Origin of the sequence: Terribacillus aidingensis (assembly GCF_040703035.1) — a bacterium.
Taxonomy (GTDB): domain Bacteria; phylum Bacillota; class Bacilli; order Bacillales; family Amphibacillaceae; genus Terribacillus.
Map to the genome: position 1 here is coordinate 687,925 of NZ_CP159996.1, position 12,788 is coordinate 700,712.

Below are 12,788 nucleotides of genomic sequence, written 5' to 3' on the forward strand. Positions count from 1 at the left end.
ATGAAGAGATTAGCAGGTGTTCTGTCTATAGGAGCACTCATATTGCTGGCAAGCTGCGGCCCGTCCGGCGGCGGGGAAGAAGAAGTGAAGCAGGAAACGGCAGATGGCGGGGAAAAAACGTCCGTCGTTTCCAGCTACAATTTCTCTGACGAAGAATACAAGGTGCTGCTCCCTTATGAGAGCGGTAAATCTAAGGGCGTCGTCAACTATGAGACTAGTGCAGCACGTGGAGTAATCATCAACCAAATCGCCAACCGCTTGGATATCGATGAAGTCGAAGAGGGGCTTCGCAACCATTCGAAGGATGTATTCAGTCCGGAAGATTACTATTTCCGGGAAGGTCAAATGCTCGATAGTGATACACTTTACAGCTGGATCGGCCGTTATGCCAAAGCACAGGAGAACGATAAGGGCGAAATTACCGATGATGAAAAAGCTAAGGAGCTTGGCCTTAATCCGAAATTGAACGAAGATAAAGCATCGGAAAAGGATTTCCGTGATAATCCGAAGTATCTATCGCACATCCTGGAGCAGGATTATATGGTCGAGGATGATAACGGTGATATCAAGCTGGGCGGAGTCTCCATCGCACTTGCGATGAAGTCGGAATACCAGTTTACTACTGGTGGCAAAGGTCCTTACCGGGAGGATATCCCGCAGGATGAAATGCTTGCGCAAGCGAATGAAATGGCCAAGAAGATTGTCGAAAGAATGCGCGGAATCGACGGCTTAAGCGAAGTTCCAATTCATATCGCGGTTTATCGGGAAGCCAAGAAGGAATCTGTCGTGCCAGGTAACTTCGTTGCTGAAACGACTGTAGATAAAGGCAGCAGCTCGGTCGGAGATTGGGATAAAATCGACGAAAAGAACGTCTTATTCCCTTCTGATGATGCACAGGAGAATTACCCTGATGAAAGTCAATATATTTCCGCTTTCACTACGAAGGTGGCAAGCTTCTTCCCGAACTACACAGGAATGGTTGGCAGAGGATTCTACCAAAATGACGAGCTTAAGAAGCTGACGATCGATATTCCGATTCAATTCGAAGGGAACGCTGAAGTCGTTGCATTCACGCAGTATGCGTACAGCCAGATCATGGATATCTTCCCGAACTATTATGACCTGGAAATCAACATCACCTCGAATGATCAAACGGAAGCAATCATTACGAGGGAACACGATACGAAAGAACCTGAAGTTTACATCCTTAATTAAAGCAGCCATACAAAAAGAGACAAAAAAATACATTTTTAGACAAGACTAGGAAAGTATCACCAGGAAATAGGTATAGAAGCACATGCTTCAATCCCTACTTTCCCAATATACTTAAAGCTGGGATGTGTTAGAATGAAAACAGGAAAACATCCCAGCAATGGTCTTGGGCACAAGCTCTTACGCGGAAAGAAATAAACATGTTTCGAGGTGTAGCCCACATGGAAATAGGCCCTTTAATTAAACTACATAGAATCAAGCAAAACATGACGCAAGAAGACCTAGCAGCGGGCATTGTTTCGGAATCCTACCTGTCCAAAATCGAAAACCAGAAAACTGACGCCAGTCCAGAAGTCATTACGTTGTTATGCGAAAGACTTGGAATCCAGCTTAATGCAGAGAACGAGGATATGATCAAGGAAAAGGCTGAGGAATGGTACGGCATGCTGTACGAAGTGCACAATGCCGACGAACGAAGACAGCGGTTCGAGGAACTTGAAACACTGTTCAAAGCGAATAATTCCGACCATGAGATGTTGTTCGAAATACAGAAGATCAGGTTTTTTTTGGTGGAAGGCAGAGTACAGGAAGCTAAAGAACAAATTGATCGATTAGAAACTTTAGAGAATACTTTTGAGCCAATTCATTTATTTTATTGGAATAAGTTCTTAGGGAATTATAATCATACTGTGACAGAGGAATACTCCAAGGCAATCAAATACTACGAATATGCTGAATCGATAATGGAATCTATTGAACTTCAAGACAAAGAAGTTGCAGATATTCATTATCTATTAGCGGTACTTCATAGTAAACTGGTAAACGATCTAAATGCACTAGAGTATGGCCAAAAAGCTCTTTCAGTATTTCGAGAAAATTATAATTTCGTGCGTTGTGCACAATGTCATATAGTTCTAGGAATTGCGTATAGAAGATTACACATGCATGATATGGCAATTAAGCAATATAATTTAGCAAAGCACCTTGGTGAAATAACTGATGAAAATGATATTATTCAGCTTACAAACCATAACTTAGGTTATTTACATTCACGTGCAGGTCAGTCGGAAGAAGCAATCAAATATTATAAAGCAGCATTTGATATGGATAATATGCAAATGAGCTTTAATTTGACTACGGTTACTTCTCTGATTAGAGAGTATTATATAACTGGTAAACTTAAGGAAGCTCAATGCTTAATTAACCAAGCTAAAGAAATAATGGAAAAGCAAAACTTGGGAAGCAAAGTTATAAGATGGGAAATAGAAATTTTCCAAGCAGCTCTTGATAATAACTTTGAGCATCTTGAGAATACCATCACTAATCAATTGTTACCACATCTAGTAGAACAGGAAGATAATATTAACGTAATTATCTACTCTAACATGATTGCTGAAAAGTATGAGGAAATTAAAAAATATAAGAATGCTTCTCTGTTTTATAAGATGGCAAATAAGTATTACCAAGATTTATTAAATCTGTAGGGGGAACACTGATGAAAAAAGTTGTTGGAATTGCGATTACAGCGGTTGTTTTAAGTATCAGCCTAACATTTAACAGTGGAAGTAAACCCGAAGCGTTGGACTTGCAGCCAGGTGCATTTTCAATTAAAAACCAAACTGCTTTAGATTTACAGCCAGGTGCTTTCTCTCACAGTAAATTAATAGCTGCAAATGATTTACAACCAGGAGCATTTTAAAAATAGAGTCAATCTCTATTTTTTTCTTTTTGTAAGAAGGAGTTTCCAATCCTTCGCCGAATAAGTACATCATGTACTATTTCCCTTAAGTAAGACCCTCAATCGCCCGCTTTATTTTCGGATAAGGCGGGCTTTTTCTTTTTCTTGTGCTTGACTTCGTTTGGCGGTCAAAACGTGCTAAAATAGTTATATGTTATAGTCTGGTTGCTTTACGGCAGCTCCTTTTGCTATGATCATTTTTATATACATGTAAGGTGAATTCCGGAGGTGACAGTATGTCAGAGATTACGAAAGAACAGGTGTTGCATGTAGCGCATTTGGCGCGTCTTGCAATTACTGATGAAGAAGCAGAAAAAATGACGAAGGAACTTGATGCGATTATCGGGTATGCCGAGCTTTTGAATGAGCTTGATACAGATAACGTGGAGCCTACGACGCACGTGCTTGATTTGAAGAACGTTATGCGTGAGGATGAACCGCGCAAGTGGATCGACCGGGAGGATGCATTGAAAAATGCACCGGATCAGAAAAATGGCCAGTTCCGTGTGCCGTCGATTTTGGACTGAGGAGGAAGATTATGTCTTTGTTTGATTATACATTGAAAGAATTGCAGGAAAAGCTACATAACAAAGAGATCACAGTAACGGATCTTGTGGATGCTTCCTACGCGCGTATTAAGGAAGTAGACGATGAAGTGAAAGCTTTCTTGACGCTTGATGAAGAAAATGCACGTGCAGCTGCAAAGGAATTGGACGAGCAGGGCGGCGACAACCCGCTATTCGGTATTCCTATCGGTATCAAGGATAATATCGTAACTAAAGGTCTTCGTACAACATGTGCGAGTAAGTTCCTAGATAACTTCACAGACCCGCTTTACGATGCGACAGTTGTTTCTAAGCTAAAGGAAAAGAAAACTGTTACAATCGGTAAATTGAACATGGATGAATTTGCGATGGGTTCTTCCAATGAGAACTCCGCTTACTTCACAACACGCAACCCTTGGAACACAGATTATGTTCCTGGCGGTTCCAGCGGTGCGTCCGCAGCTGCTGTAGCTGCAGGAGAGGTGTTCTTCTCCCTAGGTTCTGATACAGGTGGTTCCATCCGTGAACCAGCAGCATTCTGCGGTGTAGTTGGCCTAAAGCCTACATACGGTCTTGTATCCCGTTTCGGTCTTGTTGCATTCGCATCATCTCTTGACCAAATCGGTCCGATGACTCGTACGGTTGAAGATAACGCACACTTGCTGCAAGCAATCGTAGGTCATGATGAAATGGATTCTACAAGTGCAGACGTGGAAATCCCGAACTATACAGAAGCTTTGAAACAAGATGTAAAAGGTTTGCGCATTGCCGTACCTTCCGAGTATCTTGGCGAAGGTGTTTCTGACGAAGTACGTGAATCCATCAAGGCTGCCTTGAAAGTTTATGAAGATCTTGGCGCAACTTGGGAAGAAGTTTCCCTGCCACACTCCCGTTATGCAGTAGCAGCATACTACTTGCTATCTTCTTCTGAAGCATCCGCTAACTTGGCGCGTTTTGACGGTGTCCGTTATGGTGTTCGCTCTACACAAGCGGAAAACATGATCGATGTATTCAAATATTCCCGCCGCGATGGTTTCGGTGAGGAAGTAAAACGCCGTATCATGCTTGGTACGTTCGCTCTTAGCTCCGGCTATTATGATGCGTACTACAAAAAAGCACAAAAAGCACGTACATTGATCAAAAACGATTTTGACAAAGTGTTCGAGGACTATGATGTCATCGTTGGACCAACAACTCCGACTCCAGCTTTTAAAGTTGGCGAAAAAGTAGAAGATCCATTGACTATGTACGCAACGGATATCCTGACAATCCCTGTAAACCTTGCAGGCGTACCAGGAATCTCCCTGCCTTGCGGATTCTCCAGTGAAGGGCTGCCGATTGGCTTGCAGATCATCGGGAAGCACTTTGATGAGGCGACGATCTACCGCGCTGCTTATGCATTTGAGCAAGCGACAGATCATCACAAACAGAAACCGGCATTGGGAGGCGTAAAAGGATGAATTTCGAAACTATCATCGGACTCGAAGTACACGTGGAGCTGAAAACGAAATCTAAAATCTTCAGCCCGAGCCCAAATGCATTCGGTGCCGCACCAAATGAAAACACCAACCCAATTGACCTTGGGTACCCAGGTGTGCTTCCAGTCTTGAATAAAGAAGCAGTGAACTTTGCTATGAAAGCAGCGATGGCACTGAACTGTGAAATCGCGACACATACAAAATTCGACCGGAAGAACTACTTCTATCCGGATAACCCGAAAGCTTACCAGATCTCTCAATTCGATCAGCCAATCGGAGAGAATGGCTGGATTGAAATCGAAGTGGACGGTTATACAAAGAAAATCGGTATCACTCGTATCCATATGGAAGAGGACGCTGGAAAACTGTCTCACACAGGCGACGGCTACTCCCTTGTCGATTACAACCGTCAAGGAACACCATTGATTGAAATCGTGTCTGAGCCGGATCTTCGTACACCAGCTGAAGCGTATGCTTACCTTGAGAAGCTTCGCAACATCATCCAGTACACTGGCGTATCTGATGTGAAGATGGAAGAAGGTTCCCTGCGCTGTGACGCCAACATTTCCCTTCGTCCAATCGGACAAGAGAAATTCGGTACAAAAGCAGAGCTGAAGAACTTGAACAGCTTCGCTTTCGTTCAAAAAGGTCTGGAGTTTGAAGAAAAACGCCAGCAGAAGGTATTGCTTGCTGGAGGAGAAATCCTGCAGGAAACACGCCGTTATGATGAGTCTACAAAAGAGACGATTCTGATGCGTGTTAAAGAGGGTTCTGACGATTACCGTTACTTCCCAGAACCGGATCTTGTACCATTGTACATCGACGACGCTTGGAAGGAACGCATTCGTGCATCCATCCCTGAGCTTCCAGATGCTCGTAAAGCCCGCTATGTAAATGAGCTTGGCTTGCCTGCATATGATGCCATGGTATTGACGCTAAGCGTGGAAATGTCCGACTTCTTCGAGGCGACATTGAAAGCCGATGCTGATCCTAAAGCTGCTTCCAACTGGCTGATGGGTGAGGTTTCTGCGTATTTGAACAAACAGCAGAAAGACCTTGCTGATATCGCTCTTACTCCAGAAGGACTAGCGAAAATGATCACGCTGATCGAAGATGGCACTATCTCTTCTAAAATGGCGAAGAAAGTATTCGCTGAGCTTGTTGAGAACGGTGGCGATCCAGAACAGATCGTAAAAGACAAAGGACTTGTTCAAATCTCTGATGAAGGCCAGCTGACTGAAATCATTTCAGCGATCCTTGATCAAAACGAACAGTCTGTTGTTGACTTCAAAAACGGGAAAGACCGTGCACTCGGCTTCCTAGTCGGCCAAGTCATGAAACAGACAAAAGGCCAAGCCAACCCGCCGATGGTAAACAAAATCCTGATTGCGGAAATGAATAAACGCTAATCAGAAAATCCCGCCTTTTGGCGGGTTTTTTTTGTGTTAAAATTTTTAAGGTGGTCTCCTGTTCACTGCTAGTTTTGGTAGAATATTAGAAAGGGGAGGCTGCAAGGTGAAAAACCACTCAATTGATGCTAACAGTAATCAGAAACTGTCTTATCGCTCTTTTCAAGGTACAAGCGTAAAAGCTCCTATACTGATCATTTATCATGGATGGGCAGGCAGTACGGCTGGATATTATGACTTGGCGGAAGAGCTTCAGAATGAAGGATATACGGTCGTTTTACCTGACATAGCCCATCATGACAGCAGAGGAACTGTAGATAATTACTTTAACGTACATACTCGTCAGCAAATGTTCTGGGGTACAGTATTTCAGACAATCGATGAATTCGATTTATTGGTAGCTGACTTGAAAATAGATAAGAAAAATATACTGGTCATTGGCAGTTCCATGGGCGGTTTTATAGCTAATAGTATTTTTGCAAAGAATCCTGACATACAAGGCTTGGTCAATGTGAATGGATCTGGCGCTTTTGTAGTGGCAGATGATTTTTTCAGGAGAGTTGACGAAAGAGTCAAGCTGTCAGGCAAGGAAAGAAAAGTGCTTGATACGTATGACCCAATAAATTATACATATAGCGGCAAGCCTGCATTGCTAATGCATGGAGATAGCGATCAGACTCTCGATTGCTCTGGACAGTATGCTTATTACACGCACTGCAGCAGTCCAGATGTCACTTTCGATATCTACAATGAAGTCAATCATCAATTTACAGAGGATATGGTGGATGGGATGAAGTATTGGCTGAACGAGAATTTCGATTAAGGATGGACGCTTGTGCTTAAACAGAAAGAAAGCGCCCATCTTATCTTATTTTACATAGCCGAGAACAAAACCATCATAACCCTTGCTTCCGACAGTCTGCACAGCTGTAGCTTCAATACGAGGTTCTTCGGAAAGCAATTTCAAAAACTGCTGTACGCCTTGCACGCGTTCGTCTGTGCTCTGCTCGTTCGCTACTTCGCCTCTGCGGACTACATTATCGGCGATAATGACGGCTCCTGGTGCTGCTAGCTTGATAGCCCATTTCAGGTATTCTGGATAGCTTTGTTTATCGGCGTCGAGGAAGATGAAATCAAAAACGTTTTTTTGCTCGTTATAAAGTGTTGGCAGTGTGTCTATTGCATTACCGACGACTACTTCAGCTTTATCCTCCAGTCCAGCTGTTTCAATATTGCTTCTCGCTACTTCGGCATAATAGGGGTGGTATTCCAGGGTGTACAGTTTTCCGGCAGCGGGAAGCGCTTTGGCAAGCCAAATCGTGCTGTAGCCGCCAAGAGTACCGATTTCAAGGATTCGCTTAGCTCCTCTGATTTTGGCCATCAAATGCAGCAGCTTTCCTTGCAAGGGGGATACATCGATCTGAGGCAGTTCTGCTTCCCGATTTGCTTCCAGTACATATTCATGATCCTCTTCAGCAGGCAGCAAGTTTTTCAAAAACACATTATCAACGTCGGTCCATTTCTTCTCCATGCGTTTCATCTCCTCCTCATCTTTCTTTTAGTTTATTGGATGAATAGAAAAAACTATATTACTTCGTTATATTAACGTTACAAAATAAAGCAGAACATCAATACATATACGAAAAGAGTCAGTAATATGCCAGTTTACAAGCTAGTAAGATGGAATTTTTCATGAGAAATCTGGGAATGGCAGGCCTGTTAACGTACTTGGCAAAAGGACAGGGAATTTCCGGATACCCGGTTAAAAAGGTCATATTATTCCTATACTGACAGGAGATAGGCTTCCAGAAACGGGCAAAGACCTTTTCAAAATAGGAAAAAAAAGCTATGATAAGACTTGGACAATGTGAACGTAAGGTTTGGTAGGAGGCAATACAATGAAACGCGCTCGGATCATTTACAATCCAACTTCAGGTAAAGAAGCGTTCAGACGGGAACTCCCGGATGTATTAGAAATTTTTGAAAAGGCAGGCTATGAGACTTCGGCGCATGCAACCACATGTGAAGGAGATGCAACGGCGGCAGCGCGTTTGGCAGTAGAGCGCGGCTATGATCTTGTCGTTGCATGCGGCGGGGACGGTACTGTCAACGAGGTCGTATCTGGCTTAGCTGAACAGCCAAACCGGCCGAAGCTCGGTATCATTCCGGTCGGTACGACGAATGATTTAGCTCGGGCACTATATATTCCGCGCAACATCAAGCGGGCAGCTGAGATTATTGTAGAAGGCAAGACTCGCAGGCTTGATATCGGTAAGGTCAATGATCATTACTTCATGAATATTGCTGGCGGCGGGAAGCTGACTGAGCTTACCTATGATGTTCCAAGTAAGACAAAGACAATGCTTGGCCAGATGGCCTATTATTTGAAAGGCATCGAAATGCTGCCATCGCTTCGTCCAATCAAGGTAGAGATTGAGTATGATGGGAAGTGGTTCGAGGACGAGATTATGCTCTTTCTTGTGTCTAACACAAACTCAGTTGGCGGCTTCGAGAAGCTCGCACCGGATGCGCTGTTGGATGATGGGTTATTCGATTTGGTGATTTTACGCAAAACGAACATAGCTGAATTCATCCGTATCGCTTCCTTGGCAATCCGAGGAGCGCATTTGGATCATGATCTTATCTTCTATACAAGAGCGAACAGAATCAAGGTAAAACCTGCTGATAAAATGCAGTTGAACATCGATGGCGAATACGGTGGTTTATTGCCAGGTGAATTCGTCAATTTGCATCAGCACATTGAATACTTCGTGACAGAGGAATTCATTCAGAAACAAGATAGCTTAGTTGACTAAGCTGTCTTGTTTCTTTTTTCGACATATTTCCCGGGCAATTGACCTGGATTTCTGATTTCAGCCACAATGTGATACAATCTTGAAAGCAAATCAAAAAGGACGATGAAAATGGCAAAATTAGCGCCACCAGTTGAAAAGAACCAAACAATCGAACTGACCTTCGAAGACCTGACACATGACGGAGACGGAGTCGGTAAAATAGACGGCTATCCATTGTTTGTACCATATGCGCTTCCAGGTGAGACAGCGCAAGTGAAAGTGATTAAAACGAAGAAAAACTTCGGCTTTGGTAAACTTCTTGAAGTAACAAAGCCAAGTGAACATCGAGTTGAACCGCCATGTGATGTGTACATCCAATGCGGCGGCTGTCAGCTGCAGCATATGAGCTATACAATGCAGCTGGACATGAAGCAAAAACAAGTGCAAAATGCGATGAAGAAAATCGGCCATCTGGAGCATGTACCTGTGCACCCAACGCTTGGTATGGACGATCCATGGCGCTACCGTAATAAGATTCAGATTCCGACAGCAGAACGAAACGGTGAAATGATTACTGGTTTTTACCGCAAACGCAGTCATGACATCATTGAGAACATGGAAACATGTGTTATCCAAGAAGAAGTCAATGACCGGATGGTAGAAGCTGTCCGCCGCATCGCCAGCCGTCTTGGCATTCCTGCTTATAATGAAGAAACACATCGCGGTGTGCTGCGCCATATCATGGTCCGCACAGGCCAGCAGACGAATGAGACGATGATTGTACTCGTTACGCGTGTGAATGAACTGCCATATGCAAAAGAGCTTGTTGCGGAGCTGCATGAAACGTATCCGCAAATCAAATCGATTGTACAGAATATCAACAAGGAACGTACGAATGTCATCCTTGGCCGCAAGACGAAGCTGCTATGGGGTGAAGAATATATCTACGATACAATCGGGGATATCAAATTCGCCATTTCAGCGCAATCGTTCTATCAAGTTAATCCGGCACAAACGAAGGTATTGTATGACCAAGCATTGAAATATGCGAACCTGAGCGGCAATGAAACTGTTATTGATGCTTATTCCGGAATTGGTACAATCTCGTTATTCCTAGCTCAAAAAGCGAAGAAAGTTTACGGTGTTGAAATCGTGCCGCAAGCAGTTTCCGATGCTAAAATGAACGCCAAACTAAATCACATGGACAACGCTGAATTCTACGTCGGCAAAGCTGAAGAAGTAATGCCATGGTGGAAATCACAAGGCTTAAACCCTGACGTTATCGTCGTCGACCCGCCACGTAAAGGCTGTGAAGAAGATTTGCTTCAAGCTATGATCGACATGAAGCCAAAACGCATCGTGTACGTCAGCTGTAACCCAAGCACGCTAGCTCGTGATCTACGCTTCTTGGAAGACGGCGGATTTGAGACGAAGCAAGTACAGCCTGTAGACATGTTCCCTCAGACTAGTCACATTGAGTGTGTGGCGGAGATTGAGTTGAAGGTGTCTAACTAAAATAAACATTTCCCAGTAAAAATAAACTTTTCATAATAAGACCTGGATTTCGGTAGAATAAACATTTCCGATTTCCGGGTCTTTTTCATGCGCTGTCCTTACTGGATTTTCTCGATATTCTCTTCTTTCTTTTATCGGAGAACTTTATTTTAACTGAGAAAAAAGGTGAAAAAAAGAGAGGAAAAGCGGGTGGTCTGTATTACTTGTAAAAGAATGACTGGAATTTTATACCTACGCCTAAAGAAGTGTTTTTGGTAAATTAATCTAAACAACTGGGATTTAATAACTCATTTTTGTATACTTTTAGGGACTATAGCTCTCCATTATTGGAGGTAAGGCTAGATGAGACTAAAAACGTTCATCGTACTAATCTTAATAACATTAATTGTAGGAGGATGCGGTATGAGTAATGAAAATAATTCGGTGTCTCCATCTGAGATGAATGCGAATGAACTGCCAGATGTGCCGGCATTTCAAGATGAATTTACACGTGATTTCTTAAGCTCCACGGAACAAACAAAAGAAGGCTATTATTCATTAGAATCCGGTTCTAAGGGTTTTAATATGGACTTTCCTGAGGATATGACTATTGGAGAAAGAAGTTATGATTTAGCAGAAAATAATTGGAGCGAGACAATGGTTCTATCATATCCAAACTATGATAGAAATGCATTTATAAATATGAGAATTAACTATTACAGTTCACGTTTCAGTGTGGAAAATAGTAAAGATCAAATGGAAAGCAGTTCAGAAAGAGAATTAGATTTTAAACAGATAGCAACAGATTATAATAATCAAACTTTAGAGGCTGCAGAGTATGAGAACGGTTCACTTTCAGTTATATATGCAATAATTTGGTCTAATGACGACGATAAAGTAATACAAGTTCACACAAAATTAAATTGTAAAGAAGACGTTGAAGAAGATAAATGTGCAAATTCCAAAGAGGAACAAAGGGAAAAGGCTATGAGTATGCTTAAATCCATAAAGGTAAATTAAGAGTGAAACATTAAACAAATTATATTCTTACTGCCTAGCAAATTTAGTCTTAATATACATATTGCAACCTTGCTAGTTAATTGTATGGAAGGTTTAGAAGAGGGATGTATGTCAAGCATCTGAAGAAGAACAAAAGGACAAGGCTATGGAGATGTTCAAATCAATTCAGTTAAAATAAACTAGAAGAGAGTGATAGCTTCTTACTATTACCTTTATACATTGATAATGTTAATAATGTACTGAAGTGGAATAAAAGTTGCTGTGATGAATAATTTAAGGTTTACCATCTGGGTATTTTATCCACGTGTCTAAAGAAGCGTTTTTGGAAAATAAAACTAAATAGGTGGGATTGGTCAATCTGTTTTGTATACTTTTTATGAATTGTAGCAACAATCCATTAATGGAGGTAAGGTTGGATGAGGTTGAAAGCGGTCATCGTACTAATCTTAATGACATTGATTGTAGGAGGGTGCGGTATGAGTAAAGAAAACAAATCGGTAGATCCATCAGAGATGGATGTAAGTGAACTTCCAGATTTACCAGTTTTTCAAGATGAGTTTACGAGGGATTTCATAGAATCTACCGAGCAAACACACGAAGGTTACTTTCCATTTGTATCTGGTACAGGGGCTTACAGGATGGAATTTCCAGGTGACATGATTATTGGAGAAAAAAGTTATAATATTGGCCCTGAAAACAGAAGTGAAACAATTGTAATTCAATATCCAACTGATTCGATTAATGATCAAAATGCCTTTATTAACATGAGAGTTAATTATTTTAGTACCCAGTTGAGTGTAGAGAAAAGTAAAGAACAAATGGCAACCAGTTCGAATAGAGAACTAGAGTTTAAAAAGATAGAATCAAATTTTGATCAACAGAAGTTGGAAGTTGCTGAATATGTGGATGATTCAATTTTAGTATTAGCTCCAATAATCTGGTCAGATGATGGTCAAGTAATGCAAATTAACACAACAATAAATTGTAAAGAAAACGTCCCAGAAAATAAATGTTCAGAATCGATAAAAGAGCAAAAGGAAAAGGCATTGGAGATGCTTAAATCAATGCATTTTATCACGGATGAAAGTGAGTGAATA

The 12,788-nt window shown here is 41.9% G+C and carries 12 protein-coding genes; 11 read left to right on the forward strand and 1 reads right to left on the reverse strand.

Annotated elements, in window-relative coordinates:
- From ABXS78_RS03780 to ABXS78_RS03810, 7 genes are all read left to right on the forward strand, one after another.
- Positions 1–1,215: a CamS family sex pheromone protein gene (locus ABXS78_RS03780; protein WP_366248989.1), complete on the forward strand. Its 1,215-nt coding sequence runs from the start codon at positions 1–3 to the stop codon at positions 1,213–1,215.
- A 218-nt stretch (positions 1,216–1,433) separates the two neighbouring features.
- Complete coding sequence (locus tag ABXS78_RS03785; protein WP_366248990.1) at positions 1,434–2,696, forward strand: helix-turn-helix domain-containing protein; 1,263 nt, start codon at positions 1,434–1,436, stop codon at positions 2,694–2,696.
- 11 nt (positions 2,697–2,707) lie between these two features.
- Complete coding sequence (locus ABXS78_RS03790) at positions 2,708–2,911, forward strand: hypothetical protein (protein WP_366248991.1); 204 nt, start codon at positions 2,708–2,710, stop codon at positions 2,909–2,911.
- 275 nt (positions 2,912–3,186) lie between these two features.
- On the forward strand, positions 3,187–3,477 hold the full coding sequence (gene gatC / locus ABXS78_RS03795; protein WP_093727350.1) for an Asp-tRNA(Asn)/Glu-tRNA(Gln) amidotransferase subunit GatC: 291 nt from the start codon (positions 3,187–3,189) through the stop codon (positions 3,475–3,477).
- 11 nt (positions 3,478–3,488) lie between these two features.
- On the forward strand, positions 3,489–4,955 hold the full coding sequence (gene gatA, locus ABXS78_RS03800; RefSeq protein WP_366248992.1) for an Asp-tRNA(Asn)/Glu-tRNA(Gln) amidotransferase subunit GatA: 1,467 nt from the start codon (positions 3,489–3,491) through the stop codon (positions 4,953–4,955).
- A complete protein-coding gene (gene gatB, locus ABXS78_RS03805) occupies positions 4,952–6,382 on the forward strand; it encodes an Asp-tRNA(Asn)/Glu-tRNA(Gln) amidotransferase subunit GatB (protein WP_366248993.1) in 1,431 nt (476 codons plus the stop codon). The genes gatA and gatB overlap by 4 nt, the downstream gene beginning before the upstream one ends.
- A gap of 106 nt (positions 6,383–6,488) precedes the next feature.
- A complete protein-coding gene (locus ABXS78_RS03810; protein ID WP_366248994.1) occupies positions 6,489–7,205 on the forward strand; it encodes an alpha/beta fold hydrolase in 717 nt (238 codons plus the stop codon).
- 45 nt (positions 7,206–7,250) lie between these two features.
- On the opposite strand, the gene ABXS78_RS03815 is transcribed toward ABXS78_RS03810, so the two are convergent.
- Positions 7,251–7,922, reverse strand: a complete 672-nt coding sequence (locus tag ABXS78_RS03815; RefSeq protein WP_366248995.1) for an O-methyltransferase — start codon at positions 7,920–7,922, stop codon at positions 7,251–7,253.
- Positions 7,923–8,280: 358 nt separating this feature from the next.
- Between ABXS78_RS03815 and ABXS78_RS03820 the strand changes: the two genes are divergently transcribed.
- The 4 genes from ABXS78_RS03820 to ABXS78_RS03835 all read left to right on the forward strand — a co-directional run bounded on the left by ABXS78_RS03820 (position 8,281) and on the right by ABXS78_RS03835 (position 12,785).
- On the forward strand, positions 8,281–9,198 hold the full coding sequence (locus ABXS78_RS03820; protein WP_366248997.1) for a diacylglycerol kinase: 918 nt from the start codon (positions 8,281–8,283) through the stop codon (positions 9,196–9,198).
- Between the two features lie 108 nt (positions 9,199–9,306).
- Positions 9,307–10,692, forward strand: coding sequence for a 23S rRNA (uracil(1939)-C(5))-methyltransferase RlmD (rlmD, locus tag ABXS78_RS03825; protein ID WP_366248998.1), 1,386 nt, complete (start codon positions 9,307–9,309; stop codon positions 10,690–10,692).
- 402 nt (positions 10,693–11,094) lie between these two features.
- Entirely contained in the window at positions 11,095–11,691 is a 597-nt protein-coding gene (locus ABXS78_RS03830; protein WP_366248999.1) for a hypothetical protein, read from the forward strand.
- 476 nt (positions 11,692–12,167) lie between these two features.
- Positions 12,168–12,785, forward strand: coding sequence for a hypothetical protein (locus ABXS78_RS03835; RefSeq protein ID WP_366249000.1), 618 nt, complete (start codon positions 12,168–12,170; stop codon positions 12,783–12,785).
- Positions 12,786–12,788 lie beyond the last annotated feature (3 nt).